15 protein-coding genes are annotated in these 23321 nt (G+C 71.5%); 8 read left to right on the top strand and 7 right to left on the bottom strand.

The genetic code is table 11. From position 1 onward, the window contains the following. Positions 1 to 48 precede the first annotated feature (48 nt). The 4 genes from R2B67_RS25035 to pepN form a co-directional block, all read right to left on the bottom strand. Positions 49 to 1077 (bottom strand): aspartate-semialdehyde dehydrogenase, encoded by a 1029-nt coding sequence (locus R2B67_RS25035; protein WP_237325877.1) that lies wholly within the window; start codon positions 1075 to 1077, stop codon positions 49 to 51. Between the two features lie 245 nt (positions 1078 to 1322). After that, positions 1323 to 4631 (bottom strand): S8 family serine peptidase, encoded by a 3309-nt coding sequence (locus R2B67_RS25040; RefSeq protein ID WP_317821205.1) that lies wholly within the window; start codon positions 4629 to 4631, stop codon positions 1323 to 1325. Positions 4632 to 4882: 251 nt separating this feature from the next. Continuing rightward, positions 4883 to 5980, bottom strand: coding sequence for a hypothetical protein (locus R2B67_RS25045; RefSeq protein WP_317821206.1), 1098 nt, complete (start codon positions 5978 to 5980; stop codon positions 4883 to 4885). Between the two features lie 240 nt (positions 5981 to 6220). Continuing rightward, positions 6221 to 8833, bottom strand: a complete 2613-nt coding sequence (pepN, locus tag R2B67_RS25050) for an aminopeptidase N (protein ID WP_317821208.1) — start codon at positions 8831 to 8833, stop codon at positions 6221 to 6223. Between the two features lie 190 nt (positions 8834 to 9023). Here pepN and R2B67_RS25055 point away from each other — a divergent pair, with 190 nt between their 5' ends. The 4 genes from R2B67_RS25055 to R2B67_RS25070 all read left to right on the top strand — a co-directional run bounded on the left by R2B67_RS25055 (position 9024) and on the right by R2B67_RS25070 (position 13088). Beyond that, the gene (locus R2B67_RS25055) at positions 9024 to 9674 is read left to right on the top strand and encodes a mycothiol-dependent nitroreductase Rv2466c family protein (RefSeq protein WP_018511453.1); all 651 of its coding nucleotides are present in this window, start codon (positions 9024 to 9026) and stop codon (positions 9672 to 9674) included. Between the two features lie 82 nt (positions 9675 to 9756). Next, entirely contained in the window at positions 9757 to 10104 is a 348-nt protein-coding gene (locus R2B67_RS25060) for a VOC family protein (RefSeq protein ID WP_018511454.1), read from the top strand. Positions 10105 to 10165: 61 nt separating this feature from the next. After that, positions 10166 to 11563: an MFS transporter gene (locus R2B67_RS25065; RefSeq protein ID WP_317821210.1), complete on the top strand. Its 1398-nt coding sequence runs from the start codon at positions 10166 to 10168 to the stop codon at positions 11561 to 11563. Continuing rightward, on the top strand, positions 11553 to 13088 hold the full coding sequence (locus tag R2B67_RS25070; protein ID WP_317821211.1) for a pyridoxal phosphate-dependent decarboxylase family protein: 1536 nt from the start codon (positions 11553 to 11555) through the stop codon (positions 13086 to 13088). Before R2B67_RS25065 ends, R2B67_RS25070 begins: the two co-directional genes overlap by 11 nt. 64 nt (positions 13089 to 13152) lie before the next feature. Here R2B67_RS25070 and R2B67_RS25075 read toward each other — a convergent pair whose 3' ends face one another. Together R2B67_RS25075 and R2B67_RS25080 are read right to left on the bottom strand one after the other, a co-directional pair. Then, complete coding sequence (locus tag R2B67_RS25075) at positions 13153 to 14055, bottom strand: GNAT family N-acetyltransferase (RefSeq protein ID WP_317821213.1); 903 nt, start codon at positions 14053 to 14055, stop codon at positions 13153 to 13155. Between the two features lie 408 nt (positions 14056 to 14463). Next, positions 14464 to 16005: an MFS transporter gene (locus R2B67_RS25080; protein ID WP_317821214.1), complete on the bottom strand. Its 1542-nt coding sequence runs from the start codon at positions 16003 to 16005 to the stop codon at positions 14464 to 14466. A 104-nt stretch (positions 16006 to 16109) separates the two neighbouring features. Here R2B67_RS25080 and R2B67_RS25085 point away from each other — a divergent pair, with 104 nt between their 5' ends. After that, on the top strand, positions 16110 to 17054 hold the full coding sequence (locus R2B67_RS25085) for a helix-turn-helix transcriptional regulator (RefSeq protein ID WP_317821215.1): 945 nt from the start codon (positions 16110 to 16112) through the stop codon (positions 17052 to 17054). Positions 17055 to 17195: 141 nt separating this feature from the next. On the opposite strand, the gene R2B67_RS25090 is transcribed toward R2B67_RS25085, so the two are convergent. Next, the gene (locus tag R2B67_RS25090) at positions 17196 to 17837 is read right to left on the bottom strand and encodes a superoxide dismutase (protein ID WP_018511460.1); all 642 of its coding nucleotides are present in this window, start codon (positions 17835 to 17837) and stop codon (positions 17196 to 17198) included. 324 nt (positions 17838 to 18161) lie between these two features. On the opposite strand from R2B67_RS25090, the gene tkt reads away from it, so the two are divergent. The 3 genes from tkt to R2B67_RS25105 all read left to right on the top strand — a co-directional run bounded on the left by tkt (position 18162) and on the right by R2B67_RS25105 (position 23271). Beyond that, positions 18162 to 20408 carry a transketolase gene (gene tkt, locus R2B67_RS25095; protein ID WP_317821217.1) on the top strand — a complete coding sequence of 749 codons (2247 nt, stop codon included), beginning with the start codon at positions 18162 to 18164 and terminating at the stop codon, positions 20406 to 20408. 55 nt (positions 20409 to 20463) lie between these two features. Then, complete coding sequence (locus tag R2B67_RS25100) at positions 20464 to 21144, top strand: Dps family protein (protein WP_317821218.1); 681 nt, start codon at positions 20464 to 20466, stop codon at positions 21142 to 21144. Between the two features lie 243 nt (positions 21145 to 21387). Further along, the gene (locus R2B67_RS25105; RefSeq protein WP_317821219.1) at positions 21388 to 23271 is read left to right on the top strand and encodes a hypothetical protein; all 1884 of its coding nucleotides are present in this window, start codon (positions 21388 to 21390) and stop codon (positions 23269 to 23271) included. Positions 23272 to 23321 lie beyond the last annotated feature (50 nt).

The following is a 23321-nucleotide window of genomic DNA, read 5'->3' on the forward strand; positions in this document are numbered from 1 at the left end:
TCCGGTGGCCGCCCCTTCCCGTACGCGTACGCATAAAAGGGTCGCGCGTCAGCCCTTCAGCTCGGCCGCCACCAGCTCCGCGATCTGGACGGCGTTCAGCGCGGCGCCCTTGCGGAGGTTGTCGTTGGAGACGAAGAGCGCGAGGCCGTTGTCGACGGTCTCGTCGACCCGGATGCGGCCCACGAAGGAGGCGTCCTTGCCCGCCGCCTGGAGCGGGGTCGGGATCTCCGAGAGCTCGACGCCCTCGGCGTCCTTGAGCAGCTCGTAGGCGCGCTCGACGCCGATCGGGCGGGCGAAGCGGGCGTTGATCTGGAGCGAGTGGCCGGAGAAGACCGGGACCCGGACGCAGGTGCCGGACACCTTCAGCTCCGGGATCTCCAGGATCTTGCGGGACTCGTTGCGGAGCTTCTGCTCCTCGTCCGTCTCGAACGAACCGTCGTCCACGATCGAGCCCGCCAGCGGCAGCACGTTGAAGGCGATCGGGCGCTTGTAGACGGCAGGCTCGGGGAAGTCCACGGCCTCGCCGTCGTGGGCCAGCTTCTCGGCCTCGGCGACGACCTTGGACGCCTGGCCGTGCAGCTCGGCGACGCCGGCCACGCCGGAGCCGGAGACGGCCTGGTAGGTGGCGACGGTCAGCGCTTCGAGGCCGGCCTCGGCGTGCAGCGGGCGCAGCACGGGCATGGCGGCCATCGTGGTGCAGTTCGGGTTGGCGATGATCCCCTTGGGCCGGACACGGGCCGCGTGCGGGTTGACCTCGGAGACGACCAGCGGGACCTCGGGGTCCTTGCGCCAGGCGGAGGAGTTGTCGATCACCACGGCGCCCTGGCCGGCGACCTTCTCGGCCAGCGCCTTGGAGGTCGCGCCACCGGCGGAGAACAGCACGATGTCCAGGCCGGTGTAGTCGGCCGTGGAGGCGTCCTCGACGGTGACGCCGGAGCCCTTGAAGTCGATCGTGGAGCCGGCGGAGCGGGCGGAGGCGAAGAGCCGCAGCTCGTCGACGGGGAAGTCCCGCTCGGCCAGGATCCTGAGCATGACTGTGCCGACCTGACCGGTGGCGCCGACGATTCCGACCTTCACTGAGACTCCCTCTGTACGTACGCGCGGCCCGTTTACCGCTCCATGATGTGTATGTCCGGGCCTGCCTTGTCCAATCCATTGTCCGACCTGCGGACTCCCCGCTCGAGAACCGCAGATTCTGCATCGGCCGGGCAGGCCAAGGGAAACATCTGCGGTGGCCTTCCCCGCGGTGTGACGATGAACACGCACAGCGGGGCGGGTGCTCATGGAGAGCGCCCGCCCCGCTGCTGCTCGTACGGTGTCCGTTACGGCGTGACCTTCTCGATCACGACGCTGCCGGTGCCCGCGGCGGTGCCGCGTGCGTTGACCAGCTGGACCTCACCGAAGAACTGCCGCCCCTCGGGAGCCGCACCGGCGACCACGACCTCGGCGCCGACCTGCGCCGAGGCGCCGTTCGCCAGGTTGTAGGTCTTCGACGCGTCGACCCTCAGGGTGCCGAGCGAGGCCGCGTAGTACACGTCGCGGTAGTCGTAGGTGGTCGACCCGGACGGGACCGAGTAGCCCTCGACGATGACCGTGTACGTACCGGCGGCCGGGTTGACCAGGCTGACCTTCTCCTCGGAGCCGGCGGTGGTGCCGCTGCCGACCTGGGTGGCGCCCCGGAGGACGTACAGGTCGAGGTCGGCGTTGGCGTCCGACGTACCGCCGATGGCGAAGTCGAGCTTCTCGACGCCCGCACCGATGGTGACCGTGGTCTGGCGGGTCTGGCCGGTGGAGATCGACGGCTTGTCGACCTTGGCCGAGCCCAGCGAGCCGCCCTTGAGCTTGCCCTCAAGAGCCGCCGCGCCGTTGGTGACCTTCCAGTTCACCGCGGCCGGAGCGCCGATCTTCGCCTCGGCGATGGTCTGCACCGCCGGGTCGAAGGAGGCATCGAGCAGCGAGACGTCCAGCTTGAACGGGTTGTCCAGCAGCGGCGACGTACGGCGCGACTCGACCTCGATCTCCCACACGCCGGGGTACGGGTCCTTGTAGGACCGCACGTCCGGACGGCAGGTGTTGGCCGGGTTCTCGTAGTTCGGGTAGCAGTTGACCGTGGAGGTCGGGTCGACCGGCGTCCCGTACGGGTGCAGGGCGATGAACCGGGTCTGGCTGCCCGAGCGCAGCGCGCTGAGGGCGACCTCAAGGGTCTTGGCGCCCTCCGGCACGTTGATGAAGTACGAGGTGGTGCCGTTGCGCTGCACCGAGCTCGACGACTTGAAAGCGTAGCCGGGTGCGTTCAGCTCGTTGGCGACGACGACCGTGGACAGGACCTGGTGGTCGATGCCGACGGTCTTCTTGTCGTCCAGCTCCAGGATGGCGCTGTGCACGCCCGCCTTCTTGGCGTTCGCCGTGACCTTCAGCTTCACCGGGGTGTCGAGCGGCAGCGAGACGTACTCGGGGCTGCTCAGCTTGAAGGTGCCGTCGTTGTTCTTCCACGACAGCTTGTGCTGGACGTTGCGGTCCGGACCGGTGGTACGGGTTACGGTGATCTCGTAGACCTTCGTCTCGCCGGTCTTGAGCCCGCCCTCACGGTCGTAGAGACCGGTGCCGAAGCCCGGGTCCTTGAGCGCGAAGTCGATCGCGGTGTCGACCGGGGCCTTCACCTTGTACTCGTGCGCCGGGTTGCCCTTCTTGGTGATGAGCTTCCAGGCACCGACGATGTCGATCAGACCGGAACCCTGGGCGTGCGCGGGCACGTCCTTGATGTGGGTCGCCGAGCTGGTCAGCGCGACGCGGAGGTCGGCCGGGGGCAGCTCCAGGTCCTTCTGCTTCGCGGCGGAGAGCAGCAGGGCCGCCGCACCGGCGGCCTGCGGCGAGGCCATCGAGGTGCCCTGGAGCATCGAGTAGCCGGGCGGCAGGGCGTAGCCCGCCTCCTTGACCGGACCGCCCTCGGACCAGGTCTGGGTGGTGTTGATCGCCGCACCCGGGGCCGAGATGGTCGGCGTGAAGCCGCCGTCCTCACGCGGACCGCGCGAGGAGAAGGGGAGCAGGTCGTACTTCTTGGTGACGTTGGAGCCGTAGTTCGCGGCCCACGTCTCCTTGGAGATCGACGCGCCCACCGAGATGACGTGGTCGGCCAGGGCCGGGTCACCGATGGTGTTGAGGCCCGGGCCGCTGTTGCCGGCCGAGATGACGAGCTGGACGCCGTAGATGTCGACGAGGCGCTTGTAGAGCTCGGCGCGGGCGTTGTTGCCGTCGTTCAGCGGCGGCAGGCCGCCGATCGACATGTTGACGATGTCGACACCGCGGTTGACGACGAGGTCGATCATGCCCTCGGTCAGCGCGATGTTGGTGCAGCCGCCGGACCAGGTGCAGGCGCGCGAGGAGACGACCTTGGCGCCGGGCGCCGCGCCGTTCATCTTGCCGCCGAACAGGCCGTTGGCCGCGGTGATCCCCGCGACGTGCGTGCCGTGCGAGCCCTCGATCACGCCGATGTTGACGTAGTCGGCCTTGGCGCCCGCGGCGTTGTAGACCACGTTCTTACGGGTCTCGACGACGAACGGGATGCGCTCGACGACCTTGGTGGCCGGGTCGTCCTCACCGAAGTACGCGACCTGGAACTTGTCCTTGTACGGCTTGAGGGCCGTGTCGTCGGAGAAGTCCGCGTTCGCGTTCAGGTCCACCCGGATGGTGCCCTTGACCGCGTCGTACAGCACGCCCCACACGTCGGTGGTGTCACCGTCGCGGTTGAGGTCGCCCGCCATGTCGCCGCCGGTGGTGGCCGACTCGGCGAAGGTGGCGAACTTGTAGCTGCCCGCCGGAGCCGAGTAGGTCTTCCCGTCGACCGTGAACGTCGGGCCGGTGACGGTCTGCGACATCTGCAGCCAGGTGCCGTCGCCGTCGCTCACCGGGTCGGTGGCGGTGACCCAGTCGACGATCTTGCGCTCGCCGGTGGTGGTCTTCTTCAGCGCCGGGTGGCCGAGGTCGACACCGGAGTCCAGGACACCGATGGTGATCCCGCGGCCGTCGGCCGTCGGGTTCTTCTCGACGAACTCGACCGCACCCGTCTCGAAGGAGGGGTTGTACGGGTTGACGGCCGGGGTGTTCTTGTTCGGCGCCGTGTAACTGCCCGTGGCCTTGAGCTGCTTGGCCCCCGCGGCCCGGTCGCCCGAGGGCGTCGGGTCGTCCAGCTTGATCTCCTGCTTGAGATCGATGCCGAGCACGGACTTCAGCTTGGAGGCCGCCTCGATGGTGGCCTCGGCGGTGCCGGTCGGCACCGTCGCCCGTACGTACCCGAGCTTGTCGTAGGTCTGGCCGAGCACGGAGCCCTTGACGGCGTCCAGCTGCTCGGTGACCTGCTCGGTCGCCCCCGGGGTGGTGGCGACCATCATCGTGACGTTCTTCTCGCCCTTGGCCTCGGCCTTGGCCAGAACCTCGGCGTCAGCCTTGCCGAGCTTGTCGCCCCGGTCGCTCGTGGCGGCCGGTTTGACGGGTGCCGGTGCCGGGTCGTCGACGGCGAACACCGGCGCGGCGCCGGCGGCCGCGAGGGCGGCAGCCAGGCCGGCCGCGGCCGCTATGCGCGCGGCGCGTCTCGTCCCGGGTATGGAGCTGGGGGATTCCTTGGTCATCAGCATCCCTGTAATTGAAAGAGAGAGTCCGGAATTCGGTACCGGATGACCGCTCAGCCTGTCGTAAATGACAGGGCTTTGTGGAGAGTTGACGGAGACGAGACAGGTACATGGCATAGATCCGCCACCGGGGACGATGCGTCACGCGGGATGAATGAGGCCAAAGCGTCTGCTGGAACGGTTGATTCCGGGTCTGCGGTCCGGACCACGCGTCTGGTGGTCCGGACCAGTGGCACCGGGAACACCTCGCCCCCGGCTCACCGAGGCAGCACCACCAGGTACGCGGCCGGCTCCCGGTCGTTCGCCGCCATCAGTGCCGTACGCACCACCGTGGCCTGCTGGTCCATCGCCTCGCGCAGCTTCCTCGGGGTGAGGTGGACGACCGTGACCCCCAGCCGCTCCAGCCGGTCCCGCCGGGCGGCGTACGCGGACCACTGCGGGTCCTCCACGCGTCCCGCGCCCCGGTTCCCGCCCCGCCGCCCCTCTTCCGGCGCACCGGACCGGGGCGCCCGGGTGTCCAGCTCGACGGCGACGGCGAGATCCGGCCAGTACGCGTCGACCCCGCCCAGCTCCGGCCCGCCCGGCAGCCGCAGCTCCACGTTCCACAGCGGCTCCGGCAGCCCGTGCTCGCGCACCATCGCGTACAGCCGCTCCTCCGCCACCGCCCGCCCCGCCGCCAGCAGCGCCTCCACCGCACCCGCCACCGCCGGCCGCCCCAGCAGCTTCGCCGCGCTCAGCTCCCGCACCACGGCGGCCGGTTCGCTGTGCCCGGCCCGCACGGCCTCGGTCAGCAGCCGGCTCACCTCCTCCGCATCCCCCAGCCCCGCCACCGCGTCGGCCAGTGCCCGCTCCACCGGGGCGACGGGCACCCCGGCCAGCCGCACCGGCACGGGCGGCGCGACGGTCGCCCGCACCACCTCCACGAACCGGGTCGAGCGCAGCCGTCGGGTGCGCGGCACCAGGACGTCGATCCGGTGCAGCGCCCCGAGGTCCGGCACCGTGGCGAAGCCGTACAGCGCGAGCGCCGCCTGCCCGGTCACCATCGCCTCGCCGAACCCCGTGTCCGCGGGCGCCGGGACCGTACGCCGGGAGGAGACCGGCGGGCGGCCCGCGTACAACAGGGCGCCGTGCAGCCGCTCCTGGCCGCTGGGCGGGCCCGGGTGCAGCAGATAGACCCCGGGGAGCAGGTGCTGCCAGGGGCCGCCGAGCAGGCAGTGCGCGGACGTCTGCGCGGCGGAGACGCCCCGTGCGCGGAGCTGGGCCGCGGACAGGACGCGGTGCGTCACGTCCTGGAGGTGGTGCGGGGGGCGGGGGAGGCGCGGGGACGGAGGGGAGAGCGGGGTGTTCTGGGTCATGGTCGATGATTTCCCGCCGGCCGAGGGTGCCCTAACCCCTGTTACACGCCCGTCGACAATTCCGGACAACACCGCCCTAAAGTACGGGCGTTCGAGGACCGAAAAGGGCCGTCAAGCGGAGAATGGGGAGGGGGCGCGCCGGGCGGGTGTACGAGCGCTGCTTTCGCGCCGCGCACACACCTGCCCCGCGCGCCCCCTGGGGAACCCTGCGACGGCCCGCTGAGGGTCGCCCACGCCCGTCTACGCCCGAGCGTCGCACTCCTGGCCGCGCAGCACCCGCGCCAGGTCGTCCCGGGCCTCAAGGACCAGCCGGCGCAGCGCCGGAGCGGCCTCCGCGTGCTCGGTCAGCCAGGCGTCGGTCGCCGCGAGGGTCTCCGGGCTGTCCTGGAGTGCGGGGAAGAGCCCCTTCACCACATGCATGCCGATCTGGATGGACCGCTCCGCCCACACCCGCTCGATCACCTCGAAGTAGCGGCTCGCGTACGGGGCCAGCAGCTCCCGCTGCGAGGGCTGCTCGAAGCCCGCGATCGTCGCCTCGACCAGGGCGTTGGACAGCTTGTCCGACTCCACGACAGCCGCCCACGCCTGCGCCTTGACCGCCTCCGAGGGGCGCGAGGCCAGGCACCGTACGTGGTGGCGCTTGCCGGACGCCGTGTCGTCGCGGGCCAGTTCGGCGTCGATCGCCGCCTCGTTCGCCACCCCGTGGGAGGCGAGCGGCGAGAGGAAGGCCCAGCGCAGCTCCTGGTCGACCTCCAGCCCGTCGATGCGGGCCGTGCCGTCCAGCAGCCCGCCCAGCAGCTGGAAGTCCGCCTCGGAGCCCGCGACGGCCGCGAAGAACCGGGCCCACGTCAGCTGGTGCTGGCTGCCCGGCTCGGCTCCCCGCAGCTCGCGCAGCGCGCCCTCGGCCAGTGCCCGGCCGCCCTCCTCGCGCCAGGCGGGGGCGGCGTAGTTCACCAGCGCCGACTGGGCCCAGGCGTGCAGCATCTGGAGGACGCCGATGTCGCTCTCGCGCCCGGCGTGCGCCAGCACCAGCGCGACGAAGTCGCGGGCGGGCAGCAGGGCGTCCCGGGTGAGGTTCCACAGCGCCGACCAGCACAGGGCGCGGGCCAGCGGGTCGGTGATGGAGCCCAGGTGGTCGCGGAGGGTGGCGAGCGACCCCTCGTCGAAGCGGACCTTGCAGTACGTGAGGTCGTCGTCGTTGACCAGGATCAGATCGGGCCGCTCGGAACCCGCCAGCTCCTTCACCACCGTGCGCTCCCCGGCCACGTCCACCTCGGCCCGGGCGTACCGCGTCAGCTCACCCTCCGGCGTACGCCGGTAGAGGCCGACGGCGACCCGGTGCGGGCGCAGCTCCGGATGGGAGGCCGCGGCCTCCTGTACGACGACGATCTCCGTCAGCTTCCCGGCCTCGTCATACGACGCGACGGGCGTCAGCACGTTGACGCCGGCCGTCTGCAGCCAGGAGCGCGACCAGGCCGTCATGTCACGCCCTGAGGTCTCCGCCAGCACCGAAAGAAGGTCACCCAGGCGCGTGTTGCCGTACGCGTGGCTCTTGAAGTAGCGCCGCGCGCCCTCAAGGAAGGCGTCGCGTCCCACGTACGCCACGAGCTGCTTCAGTACGGAGGCGCCCTTGGCGTACGTGATGCCGTCGAAGTTCAGCTTGGCGTCCTCCAGGTCACGGATGTCGGCCGTGATGGGGTGCGTGGAGGGCAGCTGGTCGGCGCGGTAGGCCCACGCCTTGCGGTTGTTGGCGAAGGTGATCCAGCCGTTGGTGAAGCGGGTCGCCTCCGCCATCGAGAAGGAGCCCATGAAGTCCGCGAAGGACTCCTTCAGCCACAGGTCGTCCCACCACTCCATGGTGACGAGGTCGCCGAACCACATGTGCGCCATCTCGTGCAGGATGACGTTGGCGCGCCGTTCGTAGGCCGCCGAGGTGACCTTGCCGCGGAAGATGTACTCCTCGCGGAAGGTGACCATGCCCGGGTTCTCCATCGCCCCGAGGTTGTACTCCGGCACGAAGGCCTGGTCGTACTTCCCGAAGGGGTACGGATAGTCGAAGTTGTCGTGGAAGAAGTCCAGGCCCTGCTTGGTGACCAGGAAGACGTCGTCCGCGTCGAAGTGCTTGGCGAGCCCCTTGCGGCACATCGCGCCGAGCGGGATCTCCAGGGTGGTGCCGTCCTCGAACGTACGGCTGTAGTGGTCGGTCACGTAGTGGTACGGACCGGCGACGACGGCCGTGATGTACGTGGAGATCGGCTTGGTCTCCGCGAACCGCCACACCTCGCCCTCGTGCGACTCCTCAGCCCCGTTGGACCAGACCCGCCAGCCGTCGGGGGCGGTCACCTGGAAGCGGTAGGGCGCCTTGAGGTCGGGCTGTTCGAAGTTGGCGAAGACCCGGCGGGCGTCGGCCGGCTCGTACTGCGTGTAGAGGTAGACCTCGCCGTCCTCCGGGTCGACGAAGCGGTGCATGCCCTCGCCGGTCCTGCTGTACGCGCACCGGGCGTCGACCACGAGGACGTTCTCGCCCTCCAGGAGGCCGTCCAGGGCCACCCGGGCGCCGTCGAAGACAGCAGCGGGGTCGAGGGCCTTCCCGTTCAGCGTCACGGCGTCCACACCCGGCGCCACCAGGTCGGCGAAGGTCGAGGCACCCGCGCGGGCCGAGCGGAACCGGATCGTGGTGAGCGAGCGGAACGTACGCGGACCGGAGTCGCCGTCGCCCCCGCCGTCGCCCCCGTCGGCCCCCTCGGGCCCGTCGACGGCGGAACGCAGGTCGAGCTCGACCTCGTAACCGTCGACGGTCAGCAGCTCGGCCCTCTTCTGGGCCTCGTCGCGGGACAGGTTTTCACCGGGCACGGGCACTCCTTCGTGACGCGCGTCATGTGTCGTGTTCGAACCCATTGATCCTTGCACGCGTCCCCGGCGGCCGGTATCCGGTCAGGCCGTAGTGGCCGGTACGGGGTCGGCACGGGGCAGGCACGGGAATGGAAGGCCCCTCGGCGGCGTTCCCGCCCACAGCAGCAACAGGCCTTATCCGAGGAGAGAGATGTCCCAGAACACCCCCGCGAACGGCAAGACCCCGGCCGACTTCTGGTTCGACCCGCTCTGCCCGTGGGCGTGGATGACCTCCCGCTGGATCCTGGAGGTCGAGAAGGTCCGCGACATCGAGATCCGCTGGCATGTGATGAGCCTCGCCGTCCTGAACGAGGACAAGCTGGACGACGTACCCGAGGAGTACCGGGACATGCTGGAGAACAAGGCGTGGGGCCCGGTCCGGGTCGTCATCGCCGCCCAGCAGCTCCACGGCGACGAGGTCGTCGGCCCCCTGTACACGGCCCTCGGCACCCGCTTCCACAACAACGGCGAGGGCCCCACCCGCGAGGCCATCGCCGGTGCCCTGAAGGACGTCGGCCTGCCCGAGGACCTGCTGGAGTACGCCGACAAGGACACCTACGACACCGAGCTGCGCGCCTCCCACCAGGAGGGCATCGACAAGGTCGGCCAGGAGGTCGGCACCCCGGTCGTCGCCGTGCCCGGCGCCGACGGCGAGCAGGTCGCCTTCTTCGGCCCCGTCGTCACCCCCGCCCCCAAGGGCGAGGAGGCCGCGAAGCTCTGGGACGGCACGCTGCTGGTCGCCTCGATCCCGGGCTTCTACGAGATCAAGCGGACCCGCACGCAGGGCCCGATCTTCGACTGAGACCGGTCCTTCTGCCTGGTCGGGCCGGGAGCGCGGCCGTGCTCCCGGCCCGTTGTCAGTGGCGGCCCGTACGGTGAGGACCATGCGCTTCTCACCTGAGATGATCACGATCGACTGTCCCGACCCCCAGACGCTGGCCGCCTGGTGGGCCACCGCGCTGGGGGTGGACGGAACGCAGGACTACGGCGAGTTCGTCATCGTCCCGGCCACGCCGCTGGTCCTCGGCTTCCAGCGGGTGCCCGAGCCCAAGTCCGTCAAGAACCGGGTGCACGTCGACTTCGCGTCCCCCGACCGCCCGGCGGAGGTGGCGCGTCTGGTGGGGCTGGGGGCGACGGTGATCGGCGAGCACTCCATGCACGGTCTGGCGTGGAATGTTCTCCAGGACCCGCAGGGCAACGAGTTCTGCGTGGCGGACGAGGGCACGCAATGACCTGAGGGGTCTCCGGCCCACCCCTTGCCCGGCGGTCGAACTCTCGTTCATGATCTGCCCCATGCCGACCGAGAGCCGCCACGACAGCGGTACGGAGCGGGGTCCGGGAAGTCCGGGCAGTCCGGGCCCGCTCCTCCCGCGCCGGGTGCGGATCGGATACGGCCTCGGCTCGCTGTGCACCGGGACCTTCGCCACCGTGCCCGGCCTGATCCTGCTGTACTACCTGACCAACGTGCTCGCCGTCTCCCCGGCCCTCGCCGGGGCAGCGGTCTTCCTGCCCAAGGCCTGGGACGTCCTGATCAACCCGCTCGTCGGCGCGCTCTCCGACCGCAGCCGGCTGCGCGGCGGCCCGCGCCGCCCGTTCCTCCTCATCGGCGCCTGCACCCTGCCGCCGCTCTTCGCGCTGATCTTCGCCGCGCCCCCGCTGCGCGGCATGGCCGCCGCCGCGTACGTCGCCGCCCTCTTCCTGCTCGCCGCGACCGCCTACGCGGTCTTCCAGGTCCCGTACGTCACGATGCCCGCCGAGATCACCGACGATCCGGCCGAACGCCGCCGGGTGCTGAGCTGGCGGGTCGGCTTCCTGGGCGCCGCGATCCTGCTCTCCGGCGCGTTGGCCCCCGCCATCGCCCATGCGGACGGCGGCACTCCGGCGAGCTACCGGCTGATGGGCATCGCGGTCGCGGTCCTGCTCGCGGTGGGCATGTTCGGCGCCTGGTTCACCACCCGGTGGGCCCCCGCAGTGGCCCGCTCCACCGCCGAACCCTCCCTCCGCGCCCAACTGGCCGTGGCCCGCACGAACCGGCCGTTCCGCTTCCTGGCCGGCATGTGGTTCCTCCAGGCGCTGGCGGTGGGCGTGATGCTGGCGGGGGTCCAGTACTTCGCCACGTACACCCTCGGCTCACCGGGCGCCGTGACCCCGCTCTTCGCGTGCCTGATCGGCCCGTTGGTCCTGCTCATGCCGGTGTGGACGAGGCTCGCCCGGCTGCGCGGCGCGAAGTACGCGCAGGGCTGCGCCACCGTCCTGTACGTCGCCGGGGCGGCGGCCCTCGCCCTCACCGGCCAGGTCGGCAACGCCCTCGGATACGCCGCCGTCGCGGTCATCGGCATCGCCTACGCGGGCCTCCAACTCCTCCCGCTCACCCTGCTCGCGGACACGCTGGCCGCCGACACCGCCCGTACGGGCAAGCGCCGCGCGGCCACGTTCACCGGCCTGTGGACGGCGGCCGAGACGCTGGCGTTCGCGCTGGGCGCGGGCGTCTTTGCTTTGGTCCTGGCCCTGACCGGTTTCCGCTCCTCGGACGCCGACCACGAGGTCGCCCAGCCGGCCGCCGCGCTGACCGGCATCACGGCGGGTATGAGCCTGCTGCCCGCACTCCTCGCCGCCGCGAGCCTGTGGCTGCTCCACCACTACCGCGAGGACCCCGCCGACGCCCCGGAGGACGCCACCCGTGCAGCCTGACCCCGCAGCAAGCGCCCACGAGACCCCCGCGCTCCCCGCAGGCCGCCCGGCGGCGGAGATCCTCACCGAACTCAAGGCGCTGCGCACCGCCGACGCCCCCACCCGGGGCGGCCGGACCTTCGCCTACGTCTACGACGCCGGGCGCGAGGGCCTGGACGAACTGGCCGCCGAGGCCTACGCCGCGTACGCCACCGTCAACGGCCTGGACCCCACGGTCTTCCCGAGCGTGGCGCGCCTGGAGAACGACCTGGTGGGCGCGGCGGCGGCCCTCCTCGGCGCGCCGGCCGGAGTCCAGGGCACCTTCACCAGCGGCGGCACCGAATCGATCCTGCTCGCGGTCAAGACGGCGAGGGACCACGCCCGTTCGACCCGAGGCGTGAGTGACCCGCAACTGGTACTCCCGTCCACCGCGCACGCCGCGTTCCACAAGGCCGCCGCCTACCTGGGCCTGGAACCGGTGGTGGTCCCGGTGGACCCGGTGACGTACAAGGCCAACCCCACCGCCATGGCCGCCGCGATCACCCCCCGTACCGCCCTGGTGGTCGCCTCGGCCCCCTCGTACGCGCACGGGGTCATCGACCCGGTGGCGAGGATCGCGGAAGCGGCGGCCGGGCACGAGGTGCTGTGCCATGTGGACGCCTGCATAGGCGGCTGGCTGCTCCCGTACCTGCGCAAGGCGGGTCGCACGGTGGAACCCTTCGACCTCTCCCTCCCCGGCGTCACGTCCCTCTCGGTCGACCTGCACAAGTACGGTTACGCGGACAAGGGCGCCTCCGTGGTCCTCTACCGGGACGCCGAACTCCGCCGCCACCAGTACTTCGCCCACGCGGGCTGGCCCGGCTACCCGGTGGTCAACCCGACGGTCCAGGGCACCAAGTCGGCGGGCCTGCCGGCCCAGGCGTGGGCGGTGCTCCAGCACATAGGCGAGGACGGCTACACGACCTTGGCCGCCAGGGTGGCGGAAGCCTCCGACCACTTGCTGGAGGGCCTACGCACCACCCCGGACGTCCACATCCTCGGCGAACCGGAGGCGGGCCTGGTCGCGTTCACGGTCCTCACCCCCGCCACCCCCGACGGCACCGCCGCCACACCGGACCTGAGCCTCCTCCTGCACCTGGCCGACGAGATGCGCGTACGCGGCTGGTACCTCCAGCCCCAGCTCTCCTTCGACGGCCTCCCGCCCAACCTCCACCTCACCCTGACCCCCGCCACGGTCGACCGCGTGGACGCCCTCCTCACCGACCTGGCCACCGCCCTGACGACAGCCCGCACCCTCCCCCCGATCACCCCCGACCCGGCCCTCACGGACCTGGCGGCGACCCTGGACCCCGACACCCTCACCCCGGAGGACGTGGCGGGCATCCTGGCCTTCGCGGGCCTGGGGCAGGGGCCGCCGGGAGGGCCCGGCGCACTCCCGGAGAGGATGGCCCCGGTGCTGTTCCTGCTGGACACCCTGCCGGTCCGGCTGAAGGAACGGCTGCTGACGGAGTTCGTGGGGTCACTGTTCCGGCGGCACACACCGTGATCAGGCGGCCCGCGCAGCCGTTTCACTGCCGACTCACCCGAAGCTTTCCGGAACCTCCGCCGGATCAGACGCCGATCCGCTTTCGGTAGCGGACGTATTCGTTCTGGCGCCGGAACCCCACGCTCTCGTAGAGGTCGTAGGACCGGTGCGGATTCGCGGTCCCGGTGTACAGCCGGGCGGTCTCCGCGCCGTGCTCACGCAGGCATCGCAACCCGTCCAGCAGCAGAGCCCGCCCAAGGCCCAGACGTCTCGACTCCGCCCGAACGCTCAACTCTTCGACCTCGCCCACCGCGGGGTCCTGCCGACGGATGGAGCACAAGGCGACGCCGCCCATGTGCTCCCCGTCCCAAGCGGCCCGCCAGCACGTCGGATCCGCCGCGGCGAGGAAGCTCTCGAACGTCCACCTCTGGGTGAAGGCGGCATCCGCGTACGAATCGACGACCGTCTTCCAGGCCGCGCGATAGCTGCCCGGATCGACGGCACCCACGCGCATACCGGCCGGCAACCGTGTGCTGTCGGGGAGCTTGCGGAGCTCGGCCAGCTCCAGCTCCACCAGACTGAAGACGCGCCGGTAGCCGGTTGCGAGGAGCAGCGCCGTCGCATCCTGTTCCGAGGCCATGGCGTTCGCGCCGAACACGGCTGTCTGCGCCGTTCCATGCTGCCGCACAAGTTGGTGGATCCGGCCTTCTGTCCAGCTGAGCATGGCTGAACCGATGCCCTGGTTACGGTGGTTGGGTAGCAGGTAGCCACGGTGCAGGTACAACCACGTGCCGTCCCGCTCCCGCCACCACCTGATCGTCGCGTAGCCGATGACGCCACCGGCGTGCTCCACCAGGATCTGGTTCTCGGACGGGTCGTCCGACGCGGCGCACGATTCCGCGATCTCGGCCGCTGTCGGGAGTCCTTCCACGACCGAGCGGGCGTCGATCCGGTCCCGGTCCGCACAGCCCCGCCGCACAGTGGCCATCGCGCCGTGGTCTTCGTGGCCGCGACAGGGCCGGAAGACGTACCCAGGCAGGTGTTCCGGCGAGGCAACTCCGCTGCCGCTGTTCACACCCTCCCACCAAGCCCTTCCGTCACGTCGGACACGCAGTGCCGACCGTCGGTCAGCGAGCGTATGCCGTGCTGATCTGGGAGAGGAACTCGTTTTCCGTGGCATGGGCGGCTTCGCGTGAGGGGCCGGGCAGGGCCGACTTCATGTCTGCCGCAGATCACCGCTGCCGCGAAGCCGGATGCCGATTCCCTGCGCTTCGTGGCGGGGCCCCGGGGCTCATGGAGCGCCACCAGGCTCGGAGGAGGGAAGGGTGGAACGAAGGTCATCGTGGCAGTCCGGCCGGATCGGTGCCGGGTATTTTCCCGTTCAGGGCATGGCGGCCTACCTTGACCCGTCCGCGGTGACTGCCTCCGCCACGGCAGCCTTCGAGCCCTCGCCGCCCGGGCCGGCCTCCCCCTCGTCCTCCAAGGCTTTCGGAAGCCTGCGCAAGGTGACGAGGCCGAGGACGACATGGAGGAGGGCGGCGGTGACGGCGACCACGCGGAGACCGGTGACGAAGGCGTCCTTCGCCTGGTCGATCACCGCGGGCGCGAGGCCGGGGAGGCCGAGCGTCTCGCCGAACGTACCGGCCAGGTCAGGGCCTTGAAGGCGGAAGACGAGGACGGACAACGAGCCGAGCAGCGCGATGCCCAGGGCGTTGCCGAGCTCGTTGCTGGTCTCGGCGATCGCGGCCGCCGACCCGGCCCGTTCGGCCGGAACCGCGGCGACGGCCGTCTCGGCGACGAGGCTGAACGAGATGCCGTACCCGACCCCGGCGAGCACCGTGGACGCGATGTACCAGCCCACCCCGCCGGAGGACGCGACGGGCAGCAGCAGGAGCAGACGGGCGGCCACGAGGGCGTGGCAGGTGACGAGCGCCGTCCGCTTGCCGATGCGCGCGACCAGCATCGGCGTCACGATGCACGTGACGGTGAGCAGCAGGGCCCCGGGGAGGGCGAGCAGCGCGGCGCGCAGGATGGGGATCCCCAGTACGGACTGGAGGTAGACCCCCGACAGGTAGGCGGTCGCCGACCACGCGGCGAGCGGCAGAAGCCCGGTGATGATCGCGACGGTGAACACCCGGTCCCGGAACAGCCTGAAGTCGATCAGCGGATGCTCCAGCGTGAGCTGCCGCCGGACGAACCACACCAGCACCGCCAGGCCGGCCACTCCCACGGCCGCGACCGTCGCCGACCAGCCCTCCGCGGCCAGGTGCTTGACGGCGTAGATGCTCAGCAGGAGGCCGGCCACGGACTGCACGGCGCTCAGCACGTCGATGCGGCCCGCCCGCGAGGTCGCCACCTCGCGGAGCAGGAACGGGGCCAGCACCAGGAACAGTACGAGGACCGGAAGGTTGACCAGGAAGACCGAACCCCACCAGAAGTGGCTCAGCAACTGCCCGCCGACCGCCGGCCCGATCGCGAACCCGGCGGCGAAGGCGGCGGCGAAGATCCCGATCGCCTGGGCCCGCTGCCTCGGGTCCTCGAACAGTTCGCCGAGCACCGCGAGTGCCGAGGGCAGCAGCGTCGCCCCGGCCAGGCCCATGAGCGCCCGGAAGGCGATGAGCAGGTCGGGGCTCGACGCGAACGCCGCTCCCAGCGAGGCGAGACCGAACAGGGCCACCCCGCTCATCAGCAGCTTGAGCCGGCCGTACCGGTCACCGATGCCGCCGAAGGTGATGAGCAGGGAGCCCACGACGAATCCGTAGATGTCCAGCGTCCACAGCGCCTGCCCGGCGGTCGGCGCGAGGGCTTCGGTGACCTTCGGCATGGCCAGGAACAGCACCGAGCCGTCCATCGCGACCAGCAGAACCGGGCCGAGGATCACCGCCAGGCCGAGCCATGCCCGCGGACCGGGCCTGTGGATGTCAGTAGTTCGCTTCATGGGCACGAGCTTGGGATTCGCCATGACGCGCAGCCATCCCCACGCCATGGGTACACCTCGCAGGGATACCCAGGACCCCGCCGTGCCCTCCTACACTCGCAGCCATGGCCATGGAACTGGAGAGCCTCGGGACGTTCCTCAAGTCCCGCCGCGCCCGGGTCACACCGGAGGACATCGGACTTCGCACCTACGGCACCTCCCGTCGCGTCCCCGGACTCCGGCGGGAGGAGCTGGCCCAGCTCGCCGGGGTGAGCGTCGGCTACTACACCCGGCTGGAGCAGGACCAGGCCGGGGCCGCCTCCCGGCAGGTCCTCGACGCACTCGCCCGCATCCTCATGCTCGACCCCGCGGAGAGCGCCCACCTGCACAACCTCGCGCTCCGGCGGGCGGAACCGCGCATGGTCCGCCATCAGCGCCAGCGGCTGCATCCGCGGGTGCTCGCGCTCCTGGAGTCGCTGGGCCGCAACACCCCGGCCGTCGTCCTCGGCCGCCGGGGCGATGTGCTGGCGTGGAACCGCACCGGGCACGCCCTCACCGCCGAACACGTCGACTTCGAAGCGCCGCAGGACCCGGCGCGACGGCCGTCCGTCCCGCGGATGTTCTTCCTCGACTCCCACACCCGTGCCCTGCACGAGAACTGGGACGAACTCGCCCGGATCCATGTGGCCTACCTGCGGTTCACCGCGGGGCGGTACCCCACCGATCGCCGGCTGGCCGAGCTCATCGGCGAACTCGTCATGCGCAGCGACGACTTCGCCAGGCTGTGGGCCACCGGCGATGTCGCCGACTGCACCGTGGGCACCATGCGGATGCGCCACCCGACCGTCGGCAGGGTCAGCGTCGACTACCAGGTCTGGCTCCAGCCCGACATCCCCGACCACCGGCTGGAGATCTACACCGCCAACGACGAACCCTCCGCCGACGCACTGCGCCTGCTCGCCGACGGCCAGGGTTCGGACCGGCCCGGCGGGCACCGCTCGGACCGGCCCGACGGGCAGGGCTCAGGCGGGCACCTTCCCGAGGCCGTGCCCTCAGCCGCACCCCGGTGACCCGAGGCGCGAGGCGCCGCGCGGGGCATGGGAAAGCCCCCGCGAGTCACGTCCTCGCGAGGGCTTTCCGTTCATCCGCCTGCCGCGGTGAAGGTTGAGAAGACGATCACGAGGCAGGACGCATCAACCGCCGGAGCGGAGTCAGGGCGCGAGCAGCAGTACGTCCGTGCGCTCCTTGGCGGCCGCGTAACGCTTCGCCACGTCCTGCCAGTTGACGACCCGCCACATCGCCTCGATGAAGTCCACCTTCTGGTTCTTGTACTGAAGGTAGAAGGCGTGCTCCCAGGCGTCGAAGACCAGGATCGGGACCGAGCCCTGGCCCACGTTGCCCTGGTGGTCGTAGACCTGCTCGACGATGAGCTTGCCGCTGAGGGGCTCGTACGCGAGCACGCCCCAGCCGGAGCCCTGGGTGGTGGCCGAGGCCTTCGTCAGCTGGGACTTGAAGCCCGCGAACGTGCCGAACGACTCGGTGATCGCGTCGGCGAGGTCGCCCACGCCGTCCGCCGCGAGGGGCTCGCCGCCGCCGTCGCCGGTCATGTTGTGCCAGTAGATCGAGTGCAGGATGTGGCCGGAGAGGTGGAACGCGAGGTTCTTCTGGAGGCCGTTGATCGCGCCCCAGGCCTCCTTGTCGCGGGCCTCTTCCAGCTGCTCCAGGGTGTCGTTCGCACCCTTGACGTAGGCGGCGTGGTGCTTGTCGTGGTGCAGCTCGATGATCTGCGGGTTGATGACCGGTTCGAGCGCCGCGTAGTCGTACGGGAGTTCCGGGAGCGTGTACGTGGCCATGATGCGAGCCCTCCGACTGCTGGGAATGCCGTCCAGTTGTTATTGCAACCTATATGCAGGAGCAGGCTAACAGCAGGAAGGTTCCCGAGTTGATCAGCCCTTCGGCCTAGGACCTGCGGCCCCGCTCTTCGCTCCTTCTCCCGCAGGTCTTCCGCGCTTTGTCCCGCAAGGGTGATTTGCTCCTCCTGTCGTGCTGCGTACGCCATCGCAGGTTTGGACCCGTCGTTCCGGGGGACCCGGCCAAGCGGCCGGGCGTCGTCGCGGAGCCGGGGTCCGCAGGCGCGCCGCTCGCCGCTGACCGCCCCACCGATGCAGGAGGACTTGATGGCACCCCGCAATGCCCCCGACGCCCCCGATGCCCCGGGCGGCGGCCCCGACCGCGGCCGCGACCCGAAGCTGGCCCTGCCAGTCGCGGACGCGGCTGGCTGGGGCCCGCTCGACGTCCGCGCCGTCGACACCGTCCGGCTGCTGGCCGCCGACGCCGTGCAGAAGGCGGGCCACGGCCACCCCGGCACCGCGATGAGCCTGGCGCCGCTGGCGTACCTGCTCTTCCAGCAGGTCATGCGCCACGACCCGGCCGACGACCAGTGGCTCGGCCGCGACCGCTTCGTGCTCTCCTGCGGCCACTCCAGCCTCACCCTCTACATCCAGCTGTACCTGAGCGGGTACGGGATGGAGCTGACGGACCTGGAGGCGCTGCGCACCTGGGGGTCGAGCACCCCCGGCCACCCCGAATACCGCCACACCCGGGGCGTCGAGATCACCACCGGGCCGCTCGGCCAGGGGCTCGCCTCTGCCGTCGGCATGGCCATGGCGGCCCGCCGCGAGCGCGGCCTCCTCGACCCCGACGCGCCGGCCGGCACCAGCCCCTTCGACCACCACGTGTACGTCGTCGCCTCCGACGGCGACCTGATGGAAGGCGTCACGTCCGAAGCCAGTTCGCTGGCCGGGCACCAGGAGCTCGGCAACCTCGTCGTCTTCTACGACTCCAACCACATCTCCATCGAGGACGACACCGACATCGCCTTCAGCGAGGACGTGACCGCCCGCTACGCCGCGTACGGCTGGCACGTCCAGACCGTGGACTTCACCCGGACCGGCGACTACGTGGAGGACGTCGACGCCCTGCTCGCCGCCGTCGAGGCCGCGAAGAGCGAGACCGGCCGTCCCTCCCTGATCCTGCTGCGCACGATCATCGGCTGGCCCGCGCCCACCAAGCAGAACACCGGCAAGGCCCACGGCTCCGCCCTCGGCGACGACGAGGTCGCCGCCACCAAGAAGCTGCTCGGCTTCGACCCGGACGCCGACTTCACCGTCGAGGACGACGTACTGACCCATGCCCGTGCGGTACGGGAACGGGGCGCCGAAGCCCATCGCGCCTGGGAGCCCCGCTACCAGGAGTGGCGCACCGCCCACCCCGAGCGCGCCGCGCTCCTGGACCGGCTGCTGGAGCAGAAGTTCCCCGACGGGTGGACCGACAGCCTCCCCGTCTTCGACGCCGACCCCAAGGGCATCGCCACCCGCAAGGCCTCCGGCGACGTGCTGACCGCGCTGGCGCCCGTGCTCCCCGAGCTGTGGGGCGGCTCGGCCGACCTCGCGGGCAGCAACAACACCACCATGGAGGGCGAGCCGTCCTTCGTGCCCGAGGGGAAGCAGACCGGTGAGTTCCCCGGCAATCCCTACGGCCGCACGCTCCACTTCGGCATCCGCGAGCACGCCATGGGCGCGACCCTCAACGGCATCGCGCTCCAGAGCCTCACCCGCCCCTACGGCGGTACGTTCCTGATCTTCAGCGACTACATGCGCCCCGCCGTCCGCCTCGCCGCCCTGATGAAGCTCCCGGTCACCTACGTCTGGACCCACGACTCCATCGGCCTCGGCGAGGACGGCCCCACCCACCAGCCCGTCGAACAGCTGGCCGCACTCCGCGCGATCCCCGGCCTCGACGTCGTACGGCCCGCCGACGCGAACGAGACCTCCGTCTGCTGGCGCACCGTCCTGGAGCACCACGACCGCCCCGCCGGCCTCGCCCTCACCCGGCAGCCGCTGCCCGTCCTGGAGCGGGGCGAGGGCGAAGGCGCCTACGCTCCCGCCTCCGGAGCGGCCCGGGGCGGCTACGTCCTCGCCGACAGCCGCAAGGAGACGCCCGACGTCATCCTCATCGGCACCGGATCCGAGGTCCACATCGCCCTGGAGGCCCGGGAGTTGCTGGCCGCCGAGGGCCACGACGCGCGGGTGGTCTCCCTGCCCTGCCGCGAGTGGTTCGCCGACCAGCCGTACGCGTACCAGGACGAGGTCCTGCCGCCCGCCGTACGGGCCCGGGTCAGCGTCGAGGCAGCCGTCGCCCAGGGCTGGCGGGACATCGTCGGCGACGCGGGCCGCATGGTCAGCCTGGAGCACTTCGGCGCCTCGGCCCCTTACGAGCGGCTGTACGAGGAGTTCGGCATCACCCCGCGCGCGGTGGCCGACGCCGCCCTCGCGAGCATCCGTGCGGCGGCGGGCCCCGTCCGGCCCGGCGGCGAGCGCCCCGGCGCCACCCCGACCGAAGGCGGCACCGGCGACGCCGGTTAGACCGCCATCCCCCCACTCACCCACCCACCGGCACATCACCAGGAACAGGAGCCCCATGTCCCCCGCACGCACCCCCCGCTACACCGTCCCCGGCCTCGGCGTCGACGAGGGCCGGCAGGTCATCGACCTCCTGACGCTGCGCCTGCACGCGCTCAACGACCTCGCCCTGACGCTCAAGCACATCCACTGGAACGTGGTCGGACCGCACTTCATCGCCGTCCACGAGATGCTCGACCCGCAGACCGCCGCCGTACGGGACATGGCCGACGCGGCCGCCGAGCGCATCTCCGCCCTCGGCGGCGAGCCGCAGGGCACGCCGGGCGTTCTGGTCAAGGAGCGCACCTGGGACGACTACAGCGTCGGCCGCGCCGACGCCATCGCCCACCTCGGCGCCCTGGACCTGGTCTACACGGGGATCATCGAGGACCACCGCGCGGCGGTCGAGAAGGCCGGTGAGATCGACCCCGTCACCGAGGACCTGCTCATCGAGCACCTGCGCGGCCTGGAGCAGTTCCAGTGGTTCGTCCGCGCCCACCTGGAGAGCAGCTCCGGCTCCCTGTCGAACGCCGGCGCCGACACCGAGGAGGCGGCGGCCGCGGCCGCGTCACCGAAGCGCGCGGCCGCCAAGCGCACCCCGGCCAAGAAGACGGCGCTGCCCGCCCCCGCCAAGAAGACGACGACGGCGGCGGCCAAGAAGACCGCCAAGAAGACGGCGAGCAAGCGCACCACCCGCTGAGAACCTCCCCTTCACCCCGCCGCACACGCGTCCGCGAAGAGCGTGTGCGGCGGGCGGCGTAAGGGGAGACTTGTGCCTTACCTGGGACGGAACCGCCGACGTCAGGCCCCGGCCTCGAACCGGCCCCGGACCTGCCCAGGCCTGGACCTGCCCAGGCCTGGACCTGCCCAGGCCTGGACCTGCCCAGGCCCCGGACCGGCCCCGGCCCGGGTCCGTGCACCAGCCCTGGACATAATTGCCCTGGTGAACAGTCCTCCCGTGCCGCTGCCCGCCGAACACATACCCCCCGGCACCGCCGACTGGCGGACCCCCGACGCCGAGCGCTGGCTCGCCGCCGTGCCCGCCCGGTGGGCACACCCGCTCTGGGCGGTGCTGGCGCTGGTCGTCTCGATGTTCTGGTACATGGGGGAGGCTCCCCTCGCCCCCTGTACGTCCGCCGAGCCGTGCGGCACCGACTGGTCGGGGCTCGGGATGATGGTCGTGCTGGTGGTGACCCCGTACTGGGTGTGGCGGCAGCCCCGGCTCGCCCTCGCGGGGCTGGCGGCCGGGCTGGCGGGGTTCGCCGAGGACGGCGGCTTCACCGAGTCGTTCGGCGAACCGTACGCGCTGGCCTACCCCGTGGCCGCCGCGTTCACCACCGCCGGAATCGTCCACCGGCTCACCCTCGCCGGGCGGCAGCGGGCGCTGGCCCTGGAGGCCGCCGGGCCGGTCGCCCAGCGGCTGCCCGCCGCCGCGCTGACGTTCCGCCGGGGCCGGTTCTCCTTCGTCCTGGCCGCCCTGATGCTCGCCGCCGCCGGGTTCGGCTCCTGGCAGGCCCAGCAGGTCGCCGACGCGTACGAGGAGCGGGCCGCGGGCGCCACGCACCTGTCCGGCCTCGTCGTGGCCCAGGAGCAGGACGACGACGGCAACGACATCCTGAAGGTGGAGGCCGACGAGCGGACCCATCGCTTCGAGACGGCCTTCCCCGAGGACTTCCCCGAGGGCAGCCGGGTCGACATCGTGGTGGACGGCGACTGGGCGGCGCTGGTCGCGGAGCCGTACGACGCTTTCGGGTGGGAGACGCTGGCGCTGGGCGGCGCCGCCGCGGCGCTGGGGTTCTTCGCGAACGGCGTGGACGGGCGCACGCGGTCGGCGCGGCTGCGGCGCCGGCCGCTGCCGGTGCTGCGCGTGCTGGTGCGTGAGGGACATGAGGATGCCCGTACCTGGGTGTTCGCGGCCGACGACCGGCAGGGACTCCAGCCCATCCTGCACTTCCACTCGCTGCACGCCTTCGAGGAGGAGGAGGACGAGGAGGAGCAGAAGGAGAGTGACGAGGGGGAAGCGGACGCCGTCGACCTCACCAAGGTCAAGCAGATTCTCCGCGGCGACGACCCGCCCCCGCCGCTGCGGGAGGCCGTCCTGTACGGCGTCCCCTACGCCGGCGCCGAGGTCGCCCTCGCCGCGCGCCTCGACGCGGACGAGCCGGAGGTGCTGGCCGAGTGCAGCGTCACCGCCGTGAAGCCGGCCGTCCCGGGGCTGCTGGCGCGCGGAGCGAAGAGCCGTAGGCGGAAGAACGAGCGGCGGTCCGTCGAGGACATCGCCGCCACCATGACGCCCGGCCCGGGCCTGCGGGTGTGGAAGGCGCACGGCTTCTCGCGCGCCGTGGGCCTCTTCCTGCTGGTGGTGCAGGGCGGCGGCATCTGGGCCATGCTCGACGACGGGCCGTCGTGGTCCTGGCTGTGGCTGCCCGTGGCCCTGGCGTGGCTGATCTCGACCGTGGCGACGATGCTCATCTGGCGGATCACCGCCGACCGCGACGGGCTGTGGGTGACCGGGGCGTGGCGCGTCCGGCGGGTCGAGTGGGACGCGATCACCGCCGTACGCCACCACGAGGACGGCATCCGCATCGGCACGGGCAAGGGCCACGACAACGTCGACCTGGCCCCCACCGGCTGGGCGTGGCTGGAGCGCCGCCTGGGCCGTGAGCCGTATGCGGTGCGCGCCGCCGACGAGGTGCGGGCCCTGCACCTCGACCCGGAGCTGCGCCCGGCCGAGGAGGCGCCGGCGTCCCGGCAGGGCATGCCGGCCGGGCCGCCGCTGGTGGCCCTCTCGGTGCTGTGGGGCGCGGCGGTGCTGCTTCTGCTGTGACCGAAGACGCCGGGGCGGAGGGTCGCCCCCTGCCCCGGCTCCACACGTCC

The sequence above is a fragment of the Streptomyces cyaneofuscatus genome, assembly GCF_033109485.1.
GTDB lineage: Bacteria > Actinomycetota > Actinomycetes > Streptomycetales > Streptomycetaceae > Streptomyces > Streptomyces cyaneofuscatus.